The 20,901-nt window shown below is 40.4% G+C and carries 8 protein-coding genes; 3 read left to right on the top strand and 5 right to left on the bottom strand.

The window, feature by feature from the left end; translation table 11 throughout:
* Positions 1 to 267: 267 nt before the first annotated feature.
* The 3 genes from ACLLO5_RS10410 to ACLLO5_RS10420 form a co-directional block, all read right to left on the bottom strand.
* The gene (locus tag ACLLO5_RS10410) at positions 268 to 8,640 is read right to left on the bottom strand and encodes an SdrD B-like domain-containing protein (RefSeq protein ID WP_413175367.1); all 8,373 of its coding nucleotides are present in this window, start codon (positions 8,638 to 8,640) and stop codon (positions 268 to 270) included.
* Between the two features lie 653 nt (positions 8,641 to 9,293).
* Entirely contained in the window at positions 9,294 to 9,644 is a 351-nt protein-coding gene (locus ACLLO5_RS10415) for a hypothetical protein (RefSeq protein WP_413175368.1), read from the bottom strand.
* A gap of 414 nt (positions 9,645 to 10,058) precedes the next feature.
* On the bottom strand, positions 10,059 to 10,949 hold the full coding sequence (locus tag ACLLO5_RS10420) for an alpha/beta hydrolase (RefSeq protein ID WP_413175369.1): 891 nt from the start codon (positions 10,947 to 10,949) through the stop codon (positions 10,059 to 10,061).
* 154 nt (positions 10,950 to 11,103) lie between these two features.
* Between ACLLO5_RS10420 and ACLLO5_RS10425 the strand changes: the two genes are divergently transcribed.
* On the top strand, positions 11,104 to 12,027 hold the full coding sequence (locus ACLLO5_RS10425; protein ID WP_413175370.1) for a lysophospholipid acyltransferase family protein: 924 nt from the start codon (positions 11,104 to 11,106) through the stop codon (positions 12,025 to 12,027).
* Between the two features lie 42 nt (positions 12,028 to 12,069).
* Here the strand turns inward: ACLLO5_RS10425 and ACLLO5_RS10430 are convergent, their stop codons facing one another.
* Entirely contained in the window at positions 12,070 to 14,559 is a 2,490-nt protein-coding gene (locus tag ACLLO5_RS10430; RefSeq protein ID WP_413175371.1) for a COR domain-containing protein, read from the bottom strand.
* Positions 14,560 to 14,700: 141 nt separating this feature from the next.
* Here ACLLO5_RS10430 and ACLLO5_RS10435 point away from each other — a divergent pair, with 141 nt between their 5' ends.
* Positions 14,701 to 15,765 carry a DUF6765 family protein gene (locus ACLLO5_RS10435; RefSeq protein ID WP_413175372.1) on the top strand — a complete coding sequence of 355 codons (1,065 nt, stop codon included), beginning with the start codon at positions 14,701 to 14,703 and terminating at the stop codon, positions 15,763 to 15,765.
* Positions 15,766 to 15,961: 196 nt separating this feature from the next.
* On the opposite strand, the gene ACLLO5_RS10440 is transcribed toward ACLLO5_RS10435, so the two are convergent.
* The gene (locus tag ACLLO5_RS10440) at positions 15,962 to 17,419 is read right to left on the bottom strand and encodes a hypothetical protein (RefSeq protein WP_413175373.1); all 1,458 of its coding nucleotides are present in this window, start codon (positions 17,417 to 17,419) and stop codon (positions 15,962 to 15,964) included.
* A 208-nt stretch (positions 17,420 to 17,627) separates the two neighbouring features.
* Here ACLLO5_RS10440 and ACLLO5_RS10445 point away from each other — a divergent pair, with 208 nt between their 5' ends.
* A complete protein-coding gene (locus tag ACLLO5_RS10445; protein ID WP_413175374.1) occupies positions 17,628 to 20,834 on the top strand; it encodes an alpha-mannosidase in 3,207 nt (1,068 codons plus the stop codon).
* The last annotated feature ends 67 nt before the right edge of the window (positions 20,835 to 20,901 follow it).

Raw genomic sequence — 20,901 nt, forward strand, 5'->3', positions numbered from 1 at the left:
AGAGGCAAAAGGCAATAGGCAAGAGTTTGGGCTATCTGTTATCCCTAAATTTTTTGATTTCTCAGACCTAAAATGCACAATTTTCCAGGTATACCCTTCAAAAACCTTGCACATATTTTCCTGTTTATCACCCTCAAACCTTTGATTTCTCTAGGTTTCACATTTATTCATCAAACCCTAACTATTAAAATCCCCCGCAAAACACCGGGTTTAACAGGGGATGTTTGAGTTCAATTAAGAAGCGCCAAAATTGCTATTTCTAGCGAGTTATGGGTTTCCTCCGTAGTAAACATTATCTGCAAGACCCCGACCGTTATTGTAATCATCCAATCCGGTATTAATGCTATTACCAGGATCTAAGGGATAGAGAACATTAATATTAGTGTTGTAGGGGCTTGGTAAGCTGGAAGCACTGGTAATACCAAGATTCCAATAGGTATCAACTGTTGGGCTGTTGACAGTGCTACCAGTCATTTGACGTATGGCACCATCACCTTTCTTATCTCCATTTTCGTCTGGAGTAATGGCTTGTAACCAATTGATGCCTTCGTTGATGTAGTATCTAGCATCCTTATCAGTTGTATTGGCAGTATCAATGGGGTTGCCAGCAAGATAATTCAACCAACCAGCGACTAGAGAACGACCAAGATCGAACCGTTTATCTCCATTGGGATGTGCTGAGGCATCAACCATTTGGAGTGCTTGAGCGCGGGTGTAGAAAAGGGTGTTCTCACCTGAATCAGTTTTACCATTGCGGTTGAAGTCACCGATGAGTAATCCGATGTCATAAGATCCGCTGACTGGATCAAGAACTTTTCCAGGCTGTGCAGAGTTGGTATAAGGTGCGAACAGAAGATCGCTATCGGCGAAATTGGACTGTGTTTTTTGTGATGGTTCGTTGCCTTGGATACCATCCCAGAACGTCTGCCAGTCGCAATTTGCCCAGAATCCAGGAGTACGCACACCAGGAGCAGATGGGAGGGCTGGAGTATTGCTTATTGTGTCAGTATCAGTGGCGCTGTTATTACCAAGGTTGGTATCAGTGAAACCAGTAGGAGCAGTTATTGTCGCAGTGTTGATTAAGGAAGATGTACTCTGAACAACCTTGTTCACGTTCAGATTCTGAATCTTGAAGTAATCCTCTGGGGTTGTATCTGCTGCGGAAGCCGCAATCACAATTGTGTTACCTGCGTAGTTCCCAGCGTTAACATCTGCCCAACGAGCGGTTGTGAGAGTTGTATCGTTGACTTCACTATAGCCAAAGCTATTGAGAATAGAGTCACTCAAGGTAGTCAGAGGACTGCTAAAGTTACCAATCCACAAAGACAGGTCACTGTCACCAACGACATATCCTAAGTAGGCTTTATCCAGAACTACAGATTCCGAGAATTGGAACACAACGTAGTTATCTCGTCCACCAACGTTATCAACGGTATGTCTGTTGTTATCTCCATTACCTTCACTTCTGTCAATTACACCTAATCCACCAGTATATCTATTGAGAGAAGCGGTTTCCCAAGCTCCATTTGTACCATCAACGCGACTAAAAGCTCTGGCTGTCATAGTAACACCATTGTTAGTAAAGGTGTTGCTATTGCCATAAGAGACAGTGTTATTGTTGCCATTCAGGTCAAATGTGGCTGCACTACCTAAGCTGGTTGTATTTGCAGCTACCGTACCTTTGACGGTATAGGTGATGCTGCTACCACTTGCCAAGGTGACGGTATCATTGATATTGCCTGTACCAGTGAGGTCATTACCTGTTGCACCACTACTAGCCACACTTGTCCAAGTCACATTGGTCAAGTTGGTAGGCATGATATCACTGACCAGGGCGTTGGTAGCGGTCATTGGACCATTGTTAGCAGCTACGATGGTGTAGGTAATTTGTTGTCCTGGGTTAACAGTTGTTAAACCATCAGTTTTGGTAATTGACAGGTCAACAATATTTTTGATGAGTCCTGCGTCAATCGTTAAGTTATCGGTTGTTCCAACAGAGAATTGAGCCGTTGTACCGTTAGCATTGACAACATCGCTGTCTGCTGCATCGTTGCCAATGTTAGCTGTGGTGAAACCATTAAAGCCAGTTGTTGGTTGAGCGAATTGGACGCTGTAGGTACTGTTAGCGTTGGCTGTAAATTGGTACAAACCGTTGGTATCGGTGGTAGTTGTACTGATTTCTGCACCTGCTTGATTGAGGAGTTTGACAGTTACACCAGAGACACCTAATTCACCACTGTCTTGAATACCATTACCATTTGTATCGTACCAAACGCGATCGCCTATCTTAACGGTAGATGCTCCTATTGTGTTAGTATCAGTGGCGCTGTTATTACCAAGGTTGGTATCAGTGAAACCAGTAGGAGCAGTTATTGTCGCAGTGTTGATTAAGGAAGATGTACTCTGAACAACCTTGTTCACATTCAGAGTTTGAATCTTGAAGTAATCATTGGTATCTGCTGTGGAAGCCGCAATCACAATTGTGTTACCTGCGTAGTTCCCAGCGTTAACATCTGCCCAACGAGCGATTGAGGAAGTCGTATTATTGATTTCAGTAAAGCCAAAGCTATTGAGAATAGAGTCACTCAAGGTAGTCAGAGGACTGCTAAAGTTACCAATCCACAAAGACAGGTCACTGTCACCAACGACATATCCTAAGTAGGCTTTATCCAGAACTACAGATTCCGAGAATTGGAACACAACGTAGTTATCTCGTCCACCAACGTTATCAACGGTATGTCTGTTGTTATCTCCATTACCTTCACTTCTGTCAATTACACCTAATCCACCAGTATATCTATTGAGAGAAGCGGTTTCCCAAGCTCCATTTGTACCATCAACGCGACTAAAAGCTCTGGCTGTCATAGTAACACCATTGTTAGTAAAGGTGTTGCTATTGCCATAAGAGACAGTGTTATTGTTGCCATTCAGGTCAAATGTGGCTGCACTACCTAAGCTGGTTGTATTTGCAGCTACCGTACCTTTGACGGTATAGGTGATGCTGCTACCACTTGCCAAGGTGACGGTATCATTGATATTGCCTGTACCAGTGAGGTCATTACCTGTTGCACCACTACTAGCCACACTTGTCCAAGTCACATTGGTCAAGTTGGTAGGCATGATATCACTGACCAGGGCGTTGGTAGCGGTCATTGGACCATTGTTAGCAGCTACGATGGTGTAGGTAATTTGTTGTCCTGGGTTAACAGTTGTTAAACCATCAGTTTTGGTAATTGACAGGTCAACAATATTTTTGATGAGTCCTGCGTCAATCGTTAAGTTATCGGTTGTTCCAACAGAGAATTGAGCCGTTGTACCGTTAGCATTGACAACATCGCTGTCTGCTGCATCGTTGCCAATGTTAGCTGTGGTGAAACCATTAAAGCCAGTTGTTGGTTGAGCGAATTGGACGCTGTAGGTACTGTTAGCGTTGGCTGTAAATTGGTACAAACCGTTGGTATCGGTGGTAGTTGTACTGATTTCTGCACCTGCTTGATTGAGGAGTTTGACAGTTACACCAGAGACACCTAATTCACCACTGTCTTGAATACCATTACCATTTGTATCGTACCAAACGCGATCGCCTATCTTAACGGTAGATGCTCCTATTGTGTTAGTATCAGTGGCGCTGTTATTACCAAGGTTGGTATCAGTGAAACCAGTAGGAGCAGTTATTGTCGCAGTGTTGATTAAGGAAGATGTACTCTGAACAACCTTGTTCACATTCAGAGTTTGAATCTTGAAGTAATCATTGGTATCTGCTGTGGAAGCCGCAATCACAATTGTGTTACCTGCGTAGTTCCCAGCGTTAACATCTGCCCAACGAGCGATTGAGGAAGTCGTATTATTGATTTCAGTAAAGCCAAAGCTATTGAGAATAGAGTCACTCAAGGTAGTCAGAGGACTGCTAAAGTTACCAATCCACAAAGACAGGTCACTGTCACCAACGACATATCCTAAGTAGGCTTTATCCAGAACTACAGATTCCGAGAATTGGAACAGAACGTAGTTATCACGTCCACCAGCGTTATCAACAGTATGTCTGTTGTTATCTCCATTACCTTCACTTCTGTCAATTACACCTGCTCCACCAGTATATCTATTGAGAGAGGCTGTTTCCCAAGCTCCATTTGTACCATCAACGCGACTAAAGGCGCTCGCTGTCATGGTAATACCATTGTTAGTGAAGGTGTTGGTATTGCCGTAGGTGACAGTGTTATTGTTGCCATTCAGGTCAAATGTGGCTGCACTACCTAAGCTGGTTGTAGTTGGAGCTACTGTACCAGTCACCGTATAGGTAATAGTGCTTCCTGCTGTCAGAGTGACGGTATCGTTAATGTTGCCTGTACCACTGAGGTCATTACCTGTTGCACCACCGCTGGCCACACTTGTCCAAGTCACATTGGTCAAATTGCTAGGCATGATATCGCTGACCACCGCATTCGTAGCAGTTACCAAACCATTATTTTTAGCAACAATGGTGTAAGTTATCTGTTGTCCAGGGGTAACAGTTGTTAAACCATCAGTCTTGGTAATTGATAGGTCGCTTGCCGATTGAAAAATTCCCGCATCTATAGTGAGATTGTTTTCTCCACTGGATAGAGTGACTATTTGGGATTTACCTGTGGTGAGGTCAGCATCGGAGTCTACCGTATCTTGGCTATTACCGTTGACATCTTTTTGAGTGAAGTTATAACCAGCAGGTCTGTCAAAGGTGACTTGATATTGTTCGCCAGGAGTGAGATTGGTAAAATTATAGTTACCACTACCATTGGTTGTGGTCGTAACTGTAGTATCGCCAACACCGTTGATAATACCATCCTCTCCTCCACCAGTCAGAGTGACAGTTAGTCCACTAAATCCAGTTTCATTTCCATCTTGAATACCGTTGAGATTGCTGTCTAACCAAACTCTGTCTCCCAAGGAAGCAGTTTTGTAGAAGCCTGAATCTACCGTGGTGTCATTCTCTCCAGGAGATAGATTCACTACATCAGAAACCAGTCCATCGCTATCAACTGCATCATTTGTACCAACATTCGCTGGACTTACGCCGTTAAAACCTGTAGGTTGAACAAACTGAACTTTGTAGTCTCCTGGTTGTAGATTCGTGAAGGAGTATAATCCATTGCCATTTGTGGTAGTGCTAGTAATGAAATTACCTGCTGCATCTAATAGATTAACTGTGGCATTAACTATACCTGTTTCCCCTGCATCTTGAATACCGTTGGCGTTTTTATCTTCAAAGACAAAGTTACCTAAGCTGGCTAGTGCTACTAAACCAGCATCTAATGTGCCGTTGAATTCTCCACTTGTCAGGGTGACTGTTTGGGTTAAGCCTGTGTTGTCGGCATCACTGTCTGTAGCATCATCTCCACCTTGGTTTGCTGTTGAGAAACTGTAACCAGTTGGGGCGGTGAATTTAACTTGGTAGTCACCAGGGGTTAAGCCACTGAAACTGTAACCACCATTAGCATCTGTAATAGTGCTAGTAATTACACTGTCATCTGCGGGGTTGATTAACTCTACTGTTACACCACCTAATCCTGCTTCACCTGCATCTTGAATGCCGTTGTTGTTAGCATCAACAAATACGAAGTCTCCCAAGGAAGCTGTTTTATAGAAACCAGAATCTACTGTGGTGTCATTCTCACCTGGAGACAGATTAACGATATCTGAGACTAGTCCATCGCTATCAACGCTATCATCACCACCCACATTCGCTGGACTTACGCCATTAAAGCCTGTGGGTTGGACAAACTGGACTTTGTAGTCTCCTGATTGCAGGTTGGTGAATGAATACAGTCCATCAGCATCAGTAGTAGTTGTCTTAATTACCGTGCCAGATGCGTTCAATAGTTTAACTGTGGCATTAGCTATACCTGCTTCACCTTCATCCTGAATACCGTTGGCATTCTTGTCTTCAAAGACAAAGTTACCTAAGCTGGCTAGTGCTACTAAACCAGCATCTAATGTGCCGTTGAATTCTCCACTTGTCAGGGTGACAGTTTGGGTTAAACCTGTACTGGGTGTAGCATCACTATCTTTAGCATCATTAGCACCTTGGTCAGCTTTGGTGAAAGTATAACCAGCTTTGGCGATGAATTTAACTTGATAGTCTCCAGGGATTAAGCCACTGAATTGATAGCTACCGTTATTAGTTGTAGTGGTGGTAGCAATTACACTATCATTTGTCGGGTTGATTAACTGTACTTCAACTCCATCTATTCCTGCTTCACCAGTATCTTGAATACCATTGTTGTTGGCATCGTTGAATACAAAGTCCCCTAATGAAGCTGTTTTATAGAAGCCGGAATCAACTGTGGTGTTATTCTCACCTGGAGATAGATTAACTACATCTGAGATTAGTCCATCACTATCAAGGCTATCATCACTACCTTGGTTGGCAGCACTTACGCCGTTAAAACCTGTAGGTTGAACAAACTGAACTTTGTAGTCTCCTGGTCGTAGATTCGTGAAGGAGTATAATCCATTGCCATTTGTGGTAGTGCTAGTAATGAAATTACCTGCTGCATCTAACAAGTTAACTGTGGCATTAGCTATACCTGTTTCCCCTGCATCCTGAATACCGTTAGCGTTTTTGTCTTCAAAGACAAAGTTACCTAAGTTGGCTAGTGGGACTAAACCTGCATCTAATGTGCTGTTGAATTCTCCACTGGTGAGAGTAACTGTTTGGGTTAAGCCTGTAGTTATGTTGGCATCGCTATCTTTAGTATCATCTCCACCTTGGTTAGCTGTAGAGAAACTATAACCAGACGGTGCAGTAAATCTAACTTGATAGTCGCCAGGGGTTAAGCCACTGAAGTTATAACCACCGTAAGCATCTGTGGTAATGCTAGTAATGACACTGCCATTGGCTGGGTTAATTAACTCTACTGTTACACCACCTAATCCAGCTTCTGAATCATCTTGAATACCATTGTTGTTGGCATCAACGAATACGTAATCTCCTAATGATGCTGTTTTGTAGAAACCTCCATCAACTGTGTCGTCGTTTTCTCCAGGTGACAGGTTGATAATCCCGGTGGTGAGGTTCACTCCAGCATCACTATCTACTGCATCATTACTACCTGCATCAACTGGACTTACACCGTTGAAGTTTGTGGGTTGTACGAACTGGACTTTGTAGTTTCCTGGTGTCAGGTTGCTGAATGAGTACAGTCCGTTACTATCTGTGGTGGTGCTGGTAATGAAATTACCTGCTGCATCTAATAGGTTAACGGTGGCGTTAGCTATTCCTGCTTCACCTGCTTCTTGAATACCGTTGGCGTTCTTGTCTTCAAAGACAAAGTTACCTAAGCTGGCTAGTGGTACTAATCCTGCATCTAAGGTGTCGTTATATTCTCCAGAAGTGACGGTGATGGTTTGAGTTTTGCCAGTAGTGGGATTAGCGTCGGAATCGGTAGCATCGTTTCCACCTAAATCTTGGCCACTAAATGTATAACCATTAGGTGCAACAAAGCCAACGCTGTATGTTCCTGGTGTTAAATCTGTGAAGTTATAAACACCGTTAACGGTTGTGGTGGTTTTGATGATGTTACCGTTGCTATCTAACAGGTTAACGGTAACGTTATTAATTCCTGCTTCACCCGCTTCTTGAATACCGTTGGCGTTTTTGTCTTCCCAGACTCTGTCTCCTATGCTTGCGAACTTGTAAAAACCTCCATCAATAGTAGGTTTGTTTTCTCCTGGTTTAAGACTAATGGTGTCAGATATGAGACCATCACTATCAATGCTACCGTTGCTACCTACCTGTCTAGGGCTAACTTGATAACCATTTGGTTGGACAAACTGGACTTTGTAGTCCCCTGGAACTACGGTAAAAGAATATTCGCCATTGCTACCAGTGGTGGTACTAGCAATGATGTTGTTATTTTTGTCTAAAAGATTTACTGTAACTCCACTAATACCATTGTCATCAGTGTTTTGGATCCCGTTGGCATTTTTATCTTCGTAGACAAAATCTCCTATTTTCGCCAACGGAACTCCAATCATTACAAATTGTGTATCGTAAGGATTACCGTCGTTGGGATTTTTATCGGGAACTAGAATTACACCTACTTGCCCTCTGACTTGGACTCCAAAAATGGTAGTGTAGTCAAAAGTGGGAACAAATCCTTCTCCTAGTTGCTGGGCTAGTGCTACAATCCTATTGACTCTGTTTGTGTTAAAAGCTCCCAGGTTAACATCATTAGCTACCTGGTCGTCAATCAGTGTCCAAATTGCTCTCTGTATATCACCATAAGTAACAGTACCCAAACTATTACCACTACTATCTGTCAATGTTTTACCTACAAATTGCTGGTTGTAAATCCAGTTCAGGAGGTCAAGATTTTGGGGTTTTTCAATATTTCCAGTACCTACCAAAGATGACGGCAATGGTTCATAGGAGGAATAAACTAACGCTGTTAGAGTTCCTGGAGATGTAATAGGACGATCTGTGTCAATACAGTAGCCATTAAACTTGCCAGATAGGTTGCTATCTCCAACAATCTCAACGTCAAAATAGCTGTTCTCGTCAAAAAGTGGAAAGGTTGCGGTGGGGGTTCTAAATTGAATATAATTGAAAGTGATTGTATTTGGAAGTACGTTGCTTAATGTTGGTAGAATAGGATCAGACATAATTAAATTACTCCCTGAGTATTATTTCAGAATTAACAAAGTTTTAGTTTTTAATTCAAGTCTTCTCTAATATCAATGGATTACACATTGATCCTGGCAATCAATCATCAGTACAATTATTGGTATGACAATATAATTGACGATACAAAGATTAATTTTTTAATTGCCTGATTGTATTTAGCTCGGCGGATTTGTTTGTAGTGCTAGGTTTAATGAATCTGACCTAACGACCTAATATTAGATAAACTTGATTACTTTAGCGTTTGCTTTAGTTGTAAGGATTCGACCTCTTGCAGAATTAATTGTTGTTTGTGAAAATGAATTAGGATATCACAATTTGTCCTTTTTCAACCTTAGACTTATGTAGTTGTGTTTTATTTAATTGATGTGAGTTGTTCAAGGGTAGCTGTTTGCAAGAAACCCAAAAATTTCTAACATCTTAAACCCTCTGTCATAGGATGGTAACAATTTTGCAAGAGGTCTATGAAAGACTAAAATTTGTTCTTGTTGATCATTAGATATTTAAAAATATCCGCAAGAACTATTAGGCTTAGTTTGTTTGACGATTGATGCTCAAAAGGTGAGTATTACTAACTGAGTATCTATTAAATACTTTTTTAGTATTTATGAATCGCATCAATTCAGACTTAATGCTATGCAATTTTTCTAGCATTTCTCTTCTTTTTCGCATCAAGTAACTTAATGCCTAAGAGAGTTCCAGCAACAGCAATGCTACCCACAATTGAACTAGGTTCAGGTACGGTTCTCACAGACGGACATTGAAACTCAGAGTCGCCATTGGGCAATGTTACTAATATCTTATCATTATCAGAACAGGTATTACCATTGGTATCCACAGCAAAAACAGGCACAGAGGAAGCAGCAGATAGGGCGATCGCAGCAGAGGCAACAAGTAGAGTTTTTTTCAACATAGGATTAGTCCAGAAGATTCGCTTGACAGTATCAGAAACCAAAGTTGAACTTTTATCAGCTAGGATCTTCACTGAAGATTTCAGTGCAGCAATCCTAACACCTGGGTACTTTATACTGATAGACATAATACGTTAAATCACTCACATAGGAAACCATTAAAAGGTGATTTTCATCAACTCTTTAAGATAATCCGTCGATAGTTTAAGTTTTAGACTAGTTTCGCTGTTTAATGAGCCAAATTCTCTCTTTGTCAAGTTGTGATGGCTTGCTGTTTAGTTAACAGTCGATAATCGTAAAACATTACTTGGCAAGAGTTTCCATCTACAAGAGTTTCCATCTACAAGCAAAAATCAGTTTCTAATCTCGGTTAACTTCATAGGAATTTCATAATCATGTACCGATGCTGGTAACCGTAAATCACCTTAGATAGATGTAGGCTATGATTTATTGCAACTCCTGACTCCTGATTCCTGCTGTAAGTATATTTATAAATCCTTACCTATAAGTGTCTCTAACTGTTCTGCTTCAGCTAGTAAATGCTGATCCATCCAGTTGCTTAAATCAGTTAGTACCTGACGATAATTAATATCACAATGTAAATCGTGATAGGCTCCTGGATATTCAATGCGTAGCTTATCTGGGTAAGTTACACGCTGGTAAAAAAGTTCGCTTCCTCCTGGTAAAACCACTCTGTCAGCACCACCATGTAAAATTAACAGTGGTGCTTTCCATTCATGGGCATGGGCTTGAATCCAGGCTAATGTAGCAAAGAATTCTGTTGAAAACCTTGCTGTAGCACGGGTATGGCGTAAAGGATCTTGGGTGTAAGTAGATAAAATGTTTGGATCTCGTGAACCAGCTGTTGTGTCCAGTCCTGTATTTAAGGAAAAACGTGGCCACACCCGCGATAGCATTTTTCCTAAAAGCACGCGCATGGGTGATACTCCTACTTCTCCAATACTAGGTGCAACAGCAATTACTCCTTGCAATGCAGATGTATCTTTTGGATAACGCAAGACGTATTCTAGGACAATCATTCCCCCCATGCTATGCCCAAATAAAAAAATGGGGCATCCTGGCTGTTGCTTCTGTAACATATTTAAAAAGGCTCGGACATCATCCCGAAACTCAGACCAACTATTGATGTAACCTCTTTGACCTGGTGATCGCCCATGACCACGCAAATCTAAGCCATAAACGGCATATTGCTTGGGTAACAAATGCTCGATGATATTCTTGTAAAGTCCGCTGTGTCCTCCGAGTCCATGCACTAAAGCTAATACTGCTTTTGCTTTACCTCCTGGATTCCAGTTTTGGTAATGCAGGTCAAGTCCCCCAACACCTTTAAATGTGCCTACGCTGTGGTAAATCGTCATGATTAATTTTTTACGTAATTTCCCAGCAAGCTATTAGCCTATCAACGTACATTGTAGGGAAAATTGCTTCTAACTGTGGGAGGAATTACAGAAATTTTGGTAATTGGTGATTGGTGATTGGTGATTGGGTTGTTACAGTGTATCTTAATTAAAGATGGAAAATACTACGGACTTGGAAACTTTACCACCTTTGACTGAGGCTGCTATTAAGCGGGTATGGGAAGGTGTAGCTGCGGCCAGCGATCGCACTATTCGTCATACTATAGAAACTACTCTCCATGGTCTTTCGGCTGTTGATCAGGAATATGGGGAACGGCGAGTTAATGCTAATATCAGACGTTGGGTAGTGCGATCGCTCATTCATTCCCTATTCTGTGTCAAAGTCGAAAATATTGAAAAGATCCCGCACACACCTGCAATCTTGGCTGCTAACCATCTTCACCACATCGACCCATTAGTTTTACTCGCAGAGATACCCACTCAGCCACACTATTACATTCTCGGTGATGCCCGCACTCTCTATAACAAATGGTGGAAACGCTGGATTTTAGGTTTTGCAGGTGGTGTCATCCCTTTAGAACGCATTTGGGGAGAAGAACAGGCTGTTATTACTGCTGCTAAAGCTGGACGAGATGATTTAACAGAACTTGCTCAGGTTATTAAAGATACCGTTAACCCTGGTGGAGATATCCAAACTATCCGCCGCATAGATCGCATTGTTGCGGCAATTTTAGCCCGTGGGGATGGGTTGATGATTTTTCCTGAAGGACGACTGGGAACTGCTGAGGGTAATATGCATCCCTTCAAACGCGGGACTGTAATTTATGCGTTGCGGGCTGGTGTACCAATTGTACCCATAGCATTAATTGGTACTCATGACTTATTTTTGAGAAAAAAGTTAATAATTCGGGTGGGTGAACCTTTATATTTTTCCCCAACTACTAGGCCAAAACGTCAGGAAATAGATACGGCTTTGGAAAATTTACAGCAAGCGATACGGGCTTTGCTACCTACAGATTATCATGAGCCAGAGGGGATAAAGTTGTTACAGCGTTTTTTAAATAGGATGTTGTTGTGATTTTTTTCTCACGCAGAGACGCGGAGAGAAACAAAGAGTGATTTATTCTGCTTCTAAAAATCCTTTGATGGTTTCCGCTGGAATACTAAAAACAGGATGATTAAATATCGCTTTTAATGCTTCTAATCCACCAGCTTTAAGTGCAGATATTAATCTAGCTTTTAGGGTTGGGTTGCGTTGAATTTCTTGATAAATTGCGTTTGTAATTCCTTCATTTGTAGATGTTTGGTTATTTTTAGATAATTGGTGAAGCAGTTGTTGGATTTCTGCTGCTGCATCTGCTAAATTCTGTTTTTGTTCAGGTGTATAATTATTTTGGTTAAATGTGACATTACTACCAGCTTGGGCTGTATCTACAAATTGGTTATTTGCATTTCTTTGGTCATATTTAGATTGATAAGATTCTGACATTGAATTACTCTCTGAATTTACATGATTATTAATAATTACATTAAATGATGCTTGCCTCTGGTTATCAAGTTCACTTTGTAATGGTGTAACTGGGGTTTGCCGTTCTCGATTTAATTCTTGAGTTAGCAGATTCACATCATCAATTAACCGACGAACATCAACCATTTTACGACTTGTCCTGCATTGGATATCATAAGCACTATCTACTAAAAATTCGCGCAGTTCATTTAAAGGATAAGCATAAGGATTCTCACTTACTATACATCTTTCACAGTTACAAGGAACAAGAGTATCAAATTTCAAACGTTCAAAAGAACGATGTATTTTGTCGAGTTCGTGTGTGATAACAGTCAGCAATTCTTTCTTACGATTTCCAGTTACACGGATTTTAATTTCCTTTTGATTGTAGTTTTCAATTACTTCAGCGCGAGTTTGGTCTTTATTGAGAATAACACCACTTCTCCAAACTCGTTTTTGTTCTTCAATCCAAGGGTGTGTTTCTACAATGAATCGCGTAAGGATACCCTTGGGCATGAACTCGTATTTGTAGCGTAAAATTAAATTATTAGATGTATCCCAGGTGTATTCAGGTTGGTTGATATCGAGTAGTTGGGGTGAAATATATTTACCATCACAATTAGGAATTGGGTAACAAAGTTTAAACCGCATCATCAGTTGTAGCAGTTCATCTCTCATGTCGGTATATTCAACATCTTTCCAAATGTCTGCCAGATTCTCTTTCGTAAAACATCCTAAATTTTTAATAACGTTTTTATTATCCAGCACTTTATAAACTGCTGTAGTACCCCATTCTGGTTTGAGGATGACATAGTGTTTAAGTGTAGAATCATTTTGGAAATGCAAGCAAACGCCGAGGTCGTGCAAATAGCTACTTAGCAGATCCATATCCTCACGTTTAGTTAAATTATTGAGTCTGCAAAGATTGTAATATTCTTCACGACTGATATAGTTGTGCGGGTCGTTTTCTAAGTCAGAACGGACTTTCACCCAGATTTTGGGTAGAGGTGTACCAACATGGGGAAGTTTGCTGATGTATTGCTGAATAGCATCTTTAATTGCTGTTAAACCGCGATTAGTAGCTAAGTTACTTGGTAAAACTTCTTTAAGATTTAAAAATTCTCCTCTTAATTGGCGTTCATTTACTTCACATTGACGTTCTTCTTTTTCATTTTTAATAATGATTACTGGGCTATTATCACTTAACAAGTCTACAACTTTTAGCCAATAATAAAAATCAGTATTTTCTTTGCGTGTATCTGCAACTAATGCATAAAGAGAACGTGATGTCAGAAAAAATTGGTGGGTTTGGTGGTATATCTCTTGTCCACCAAAATCCCAAATATTAACGCGAAATTCTTGACCATTATCTAGTTTAAATTTCCACTGGATGACATCAATACCTTCAGTTGATTTTTCATCTGATTGAAGTTCGTAATTTTCATCTTCAATTTTTTTTGCCAAAGATGTTTTACCCGCACCTCCTTCACCAACAATCAAAAATTTAGCTTCATATAAACGCTCAGATTCTTGTTCTAGCTGTTGCCGATAAAAATTAAGAATTGCTTGTAATCCCTGCTTTTTTATTTCTGGTGGAAGATTGATTATTTCGTTCCCTTGAAGTTCAAGCTGCGTCAAGTTAGTGAGTAGTCCTATTTCCGGTGGCAGATTGCTGAGTTGATTGTTACTGAGGTAGAGGGAGTGGAAATTGGTAAGTCGTCCTATTTCCGGTGGCAGACTGCTGAGTTGATTGTTCCAGAGGTAAAGGGATTTAAGGTTGGTGAGTAGTCCTATTTCTGGTGGCAGACTGCTGAGTTGATTGTAACTGAGGTTGAGGGTTTGGAGGTTGGTAAGTTGTCCTATTTCTGATGGCAGACTGCTGAGTTGATTGTTACTGAGGTTGAGGGTTTGGAGGTTGGTGAGTTGGACTATTTTCGGTGGCAAATTGCTGAGTTGATTGCTGCTGAGGTTGAGGGATTGGAGGTTGGTGAGTTGTCCTATTTCCCCTGGCAAACTGCTGATTTGTTTGAAACTGAGGTCAAGTTTTGTTACACCATCTCTAGCTGCTTCTTCGATTACCTGTAGTAGTTCTGCCTCAGTCATGAACAATTACCGAACTGTGATTACTAAAGTTTACCAAACAGATGTGACAATTTGAGAACCGCTATCAGGTAAAAAATTATGCAATAGCGCCCAAATTGTTGTAGTCTATACGTAAATTCACCAACTCATAACCGACTCAAGATGCAAATAGACTTTCATCATGGTGTCACCTACGTTGTAGCGCGACTAGCTGGTTTTGAACATGAAGATGCTAGTATTGTCGCTTACTGCGCCCAATATGTAGATGATGCTATTAATAGCGGTTTAATAAAATTCGATAATGGTGCGATGTTTACCCGCATCAGTTCGGCTCATAAAATGCTAGATTATCGCAATTTTCAGGAGTTAGCAAATTACCAAGTTTGGATTCCTTTTCATTTTTTACCAGGAAATGGTGGAAAAAAAGCAGGTGAAGACCCGGAAGGAAAGTTTATTGAAAAATTAATTTGTCGTCCTAATAGTGATGTCGCGCAGCAAATGGTGCGGGAGTGTATCCAACGCCGTGAAAGTGCTTACAGTTTACATCGTCTGGGTATTACAATGCACGTCTATGTTGATACTTGGGCGCATCAAGGTTTTGCTGGTGTGAATCATCGGGTTAATGAAGCGAAGAAGTTGCTGGATGAAAATGACCAACCAGATCGGAATTTGATGGATAGATTGAAGAATTATTTTGTCAGTGAAGCTTTACCGTTGGGACATGGTGCGGTTTTGAGTCATCCTGATAGACCGTTTTTACGTTGGGGTTATATCAACGGTCGAGGTGAGAAAATTAGCCGTAATAATCCTAAAGATTTTCTGGATGCTGCTGATAATATGTGTAAGGCTATGCAGCGTTATTTAAAAGGTGATCCAGATGCTGTTGTTCCAGGTTTACCAGAACTAGATAAAAGTCTAATTGCGTTTATGCTGGAGAATATTCAGGATATTCAAGGTAGTATACGTCATCAGAAATGGTTAGATGCTATTTCCCAGGGTAAATTTAGTTTTGGTGAGGCTAATATTAGCTATATTCCTAAAGGTCAAGATTCCTGGAAATACCAAGCTTTGGGAACTGAAAACCGCGTTGACAAAGATAATGAAATTTTCCCTTATCATCCCAGTTTTTTAGCCAGCAATTGGAAACTATTTCACGATGCTTTACAAGCACATCAATTTTACATCATTCACGATTTGCTACCCCAGTATGGAATTTGTGTAGCTTAATTTAGGTGACAGGTGACAGTTGACAGGAAGAAGAAGCAGGGGAGCAGAGGGGCAGGGGAGATGGGGGAAATATTTTCTTCTTATCCTCCTGAACTCCTGATAGCGAAGCGTGGCGTTAGCCATACTCCTGAACTCCTGATAGCGAAGCGTGGCGTTAGCCATACTCCTGAACTCCTGACTCCTGACTTCTGAATTCTTACACTTGTAACAATCCTTTAAAGAAATAAATCATGTTCATAAATATCATTTCTATCCAGAGCATCACATGATCTAACCATGCTAAAATTTGCTCTAAGGGGTGCTGTTCATAACCTAAAAATGTGGCAGTTGTTTCTATCCAATCTGGTTGTAATTGATTTTGATATTTTTCCGTTTCTCTCTGGTTTTCGACATGAGAAGAATTAGTTTGTTTTGCTGATTGCTTACGTTTAAATAAACGCCCTCCTGATGTAACTGCATTAGCTGTAAAATCCTGATTTGAATCATCAGCGTTAATTTCTAAATCCCCAAATAAATCACCCCAAGTTAGCCACGAATCTGCAATTAAATCTGATTCCTGTAATTGATTATTTTTAACAAATTGATTTACTGGGTTGGTTGGTAGTTTTGGGAATGTTTCATTTTCGGCAATCTTGGGAATTTTTCGACCACCAAAGAAGTAATTGATTGCAGCTTCAATTAATGCGGAAATATCTAAACTTGGATTTTCTAAATCATCGGCTTTAACTGTAATATCTCTTCTAGCTTCTCTTTGTTCTTTACCATAAATAAATATATCTAATTGAATTTGAGCTAGTTGAATAATTTCTTGACTGCGTTGTTGTACTGGTACAATAGCTTTGGTTTCTAAATTAGCTAAAGCTGTATCGAGAAATGACAAAAATTTACTAGGATAAGATTGTATTTTTTCTGGAAATATGCTTTCCGTAAAATCTGCCACACCAGGATTGGTATTACCAGTTAGTTTGGTTAAGATGCGATCAATTTCTGGTAATAATTCTTGTTCTTTTTTGGCTTGGACTAACTTGTAAGAATGCCAATATTCAGCGACTTCACTATTAATTTTATCTGCTATTTTTACTTGTTGTTGAATCGTCAAAACATCAAAAATTCTGTTATCTTCACTCACCAGTATCAAATGACGATTGTCCAATTTGACCGCAATTCCCTGTACCGTTGGTAAATGGTAGAGGAGGGTGTTTTCTGGCTGTGGAGATTGAGTAATGGAAGATTCAATATCCGGCTGATTTTTAACAGCTTTTCCCCACCCTAAACGGGTAGCGACTTCCCGCATGGTATTACCCAAGAAAGCTAAAGGGTTGACATTTTGTGAAGTTTGTGAATCAGAAGCAGCCGCAGATGGTAGATTTTTAATTAACTCTAGTATGTGCTGAATAGGTGCATCAGCAGGTGGGGGAGTTTCTGGTTGTAACTGTGGTTGAGGTTGATTAGCTTTGGTTTGTAGCCTTTTTCCCTCAAGTTCATCTGGCTGAAAGATTTGGTAAAGTGGGTAAAGTAGCGCCTCCACACTCCATTTAGTAGCAATTTGTAAATGTCGGATGGTGTTTTCCCACTGTTGAGTCAACCGCTGAGAATGCTGGTTGATAAAGTTAAAGACTTTACTTTGATAACGACTAGAGGAACCAGAAGACATGGTAGAGATTTGTTAGTTTGAGTGTGATTAAGTTTTGAGACTCCCACAAAACTGTTATTTATCTTTAGTCAGTGCCATCATCATAACGGAAAATAAGCTCAATTACGTTTAATTTAGACAATCTCAATTTCTCACCTAATGTTCATAAAAATCTTTTTTGATTTCTCTTGTTTAAGTGTTAATTTTTAACTGTTAATTTTTATTACTTATGACTTTTCCTTTATCTCTATCCCATACTGAATCTATATCACAAGCAATTGCAAAATTGCGTTCTTGCTGTCAAATTAATGTACTGTCTTCTTGGTTGTATCAGCAAGCGGACTGGGGAATTACTGAAGTTATCAATTCGCATTTGTCTGATTGGAAACCTGTAAATCTAAATGAGAAGGCACATATTGCTTGGACAGGGGGAAAACAGGTGCTGTGGTTGCAGCAAAGGTTGGTTGTTCCCCAAAGTCTACAGGGTTATGTTTTGGCTGGTTTATCTTTGCGGTTGGCTTTGGTTTGGTGGGCTGATGCGGCGGAGGTTTATGTTAATGGTAAGTTGGTATTGACGGGTGATTTATTTGATTCTTCCCCACGGGTGCTTTTAAGTCAAGGGGTTGCACCTGGGGATGAGTTTGTTGTTGCTGTGCGGTTGGTGAGTCCTGGTCATTGTGATGGGGCGTTGATGCGATCGCTTGTAATTTATGAGTCAACTGATTATAATCTTCCTGATGCTGGGTTTGTGGCTGATGAGTTGGCTGTTGTGCAAATATTTTTGGCAAGGTTTGCACCTGATAAGTTAGCTGGTTTGGTTGCGGGGATTGAAGAGTTAATGAACCGCGAAGACGCAAAGGACGCGAAGGAAGAGAAAGAAGAAGGTTGGAGGAGTTTTATTTTTCAACTTCGTCAGCTTTTAGTTCAATCTAAAGTCCCAAATCTAAAGTCTAAGGTCTATTTGTTGGGTCATTCTCATTTGGATTTGGCGTGGTTATGGCCTGTTGCTGAAACTTGGAATGCTGCACAAAATACTTTTGAGTCGGTTTTAAGGTTACAACAAGATTTCTCTGAATTAATCTTTTGTCATACGACTCCTGCTTTGTTTGCTTGGGTTGAAAAACATCGTCCTGATTTATTTGCAGAAGTTCAAAATCAGGTAAGGTTGGGATGGTGGGAAGTTTTGGGTGGTTTTTGGGTTGAACCAGATTTGAATTTGATTTCTGGTGAGTCTATTGTTCGTCAGTTATTGTATGGTCAGCGTTATTTTTTGGAGAAGTTCGGGAAAATATCACCGATAGTTTGGGTTCCTGATACTTTTGGTTTCTGTGCGACTTTACCTCAGTTTTTCGCAAATGCGGGAATTGAGTTTTTTGTCACCCAAAAGCTACGCTGGAATGATACGAATAAGTTTGATTATGGTTTATTTTGGTGGCGATCGCTTGATGGTAGTCAAATATTAAGTTATATGTCTGCACCTATCGGGGAAACTATTGACCCGATTAAAATGGCAAATTATGTCTGTGATTGGGAAACTCAAACCGGTTTACAAGATGTTCTTTGGCTTCCCGGTGTCGGTGATCATGGCGGTGGTCCAACTCGTGATATGTTGGAAATAGCCAGACGTTGGGAACATTCTCCTGTTTTTCCTAAGTTGGAATTTACAACAGCAGAACATTATTTACAGCACATAAAGTCTCAATCTGAAGATTTGCCCCAAAATTTGCCAATATGGGAAGATGAACTTTATCTAGAATTTCATCGCGGTTGTTATACTACCCACGCAGACCAAAAACGCTGGAATCGCAAATCTGAACATCTATTATATCAAGCTGAGTTATTCGCAACTCTCGCAACTGTTACCTGTGGTGTAACCTATCCCCACGCGGAAATAGAAACCGCTTGGAAGCAAGTTTTATTTAATCAGTTTCACGATATTCTCCCCGGTTCTTCCATTACTCAAGTTTACCAGGACGCTTTACCGGAATGGCAGCAAGTGGAACAGGTGGGAACGAAGATATTAGATGAATCCTTGAGAGCGATCGCATCTCACATCAATTTACCACAACCACCCCAACCCAACAGCATACCCATCATAATTTTTAACTCTCTCAATTGGCAACGTTGCGAAGTCGTCAGCGTTACTCTACCTAACATCATAACAGAATCCCAGTCCGCGAAGGTGGACTTTGTTTGTGTAGCCCCAGAATTCCATTCTGAGGGTAACATTAACCCAACATGGAAAATTTACGACTTTGACGGAAACCAACTTCTCTCCCAACAAAGCGAAAACTCTCTATTATTTCTCGCAACCATTCCATCAATAGGATATCAAATATATTGGCTTTGTCCAACATCTGAAAATCCCAACATCGAAAATTCTCAACTTCCCCAAAACTGGAAATTAGAAAACGAATATCTGCAAATTAAAATCAACCCCGAAACCGGAGACTTAGAAAGCGTCTTTGATAAAACCCAACAACGGGAAATTCTCAACGGTGCAGGAAATCAACTTCAAGCTTTTGCAGATAGTGGACAATATTGGGACGCTTGGAATATCGACCCTGATTATAATACAAAACCCCTACCTCCCACCAAATTAAAATCAATTCAATGGCTAGAACATGGAGAAATACAACAACGTTTGCGAGTAGTGCGTCAACTGGGAAAATCAGAATTTTCTCAAGATTATGTTTTACAAATCGGTTCACCTCTTTTGAAAATTAATACTACTGTAAATTGGCAAGAAAATCACGTATTAGTTAAAACAGCATTCCCTCTCAACATCGAAGCCGAATTTGCCACTTATGAAATTCCCTGTGGTGCTATTCGTCGTTCTACAAATCCCCAAACACCCACAGAAAAAGCTAAATGGGAAGTACCAGCTTTAAAATGGGCAGATTTAACCGCAGACACAGAAACCGGAAAATACGGTTGTAGCCTCCTGAATGATTGTAAATATGGTTACGATGCAAAAACCAATCAACTCCGTTTAACACTGCTGAGAAGTTCCCACTGGCCAGACTCTCAAGCTGATAGAGGAATACACGAATTTACCTATGCTTTATACCCTCATATCGGGAGTTGGGAAGAAGCAGATACAGTTAAAAGAGGTTATGAGTTGAATACACCATTACAGGTGTTAGTAAATCCAGAAATTCAAACATCGGAAATTAGCATTTCTCAAAATCAAAGTTTTCTCAAGTTATCAGCAGATAATTTAATTGTAATGGCTTTAAAACCCAGTGAAGATCATCAGCAAAAATTCATCATCCGTTTTTATGAATGTCACGGGAAAACAGCAGATTTAGGTTTAGAAAGTGATGTATTTAGGTTAGGAGAAGCAGTTGACTTATTAGAAAAGAAGGTAAATGAAGAAGTTGAAAAAATCGCACCTTGGAAAATTGGGAGTTTTGAGATCAGATCAAAAATATAATGTTGTCTGATAGCGTAGCGTGGCGTAAGCCATATCAGGATAGCCAGGATTTGAGGATTTTCAGGAT

It is taken from the genome of Anabaena azotica SJ-1 (genome assembly GCF_047275885.1).
Lineage (GTDB): Bacteria > Cyanobacteriota > Cyanobacteriia > Cyanobacteriales > Nostocaceae > Trichormus_B > Trichormus_B azotica_A.

What these genes read in the sequence shown, in the direction of transcription:
- ACLLO5_RS10445 (WP_413175374.1), top strand. Translation starts at nt 17,628, where the DNA reads ATGACTTTTCCTTTATCTCTATCCCATACTGAATCTATATCACAAGCA.
- ACLLO5_RS10430 (WP_413175371.1), bottom strand. Translation starts at nt 14,559, where the DNA reads ATGACTGAGGCAGAACTACTACAGGTAATCGAAGAAGCAGCTAGAGAT.
- ACLLO5_RS10435 (WP_413175372.1), top strand. Translation starts at nt 14,701, where the DNA reads ATGCAAATAGACTTTCATCATGGTGTCACCTACGTTGTAGCGCGACTA.
- ACLLO5_RS10420 (WP_413175369.1), bottom strand. Translation starts at nt 10,949, where the DNA reads ATGACGATTTACCACAGCGTAGGCACATTTAAAGGTGTTGGGGGACTT.
- ACLLO5_RS10410 (WP_413175367.1), bottom strand. Translation starts at nt 8,640, where the DNA reads ATGTCTGATCCTATTCTACCAACATTAAGCAACGTACTTCCAAATACA.
- ACLLO5_RS10440 (WP_413175373.1), bottom strand. Translation starts at nt 17,419, where the DNA reads ATGTCTTCTGGTTCCTCTAGTCGTTATCAAAGTAAAGTCTTTAACTTT.
- ACLLO5_RS10425 (WP_413175370.1), top strand. Translation starts at nt 11,104, where the DNA reads ATGGAAAATACTACGGACTTGGAAACTTTACCACCTTTGACTGAGGCT.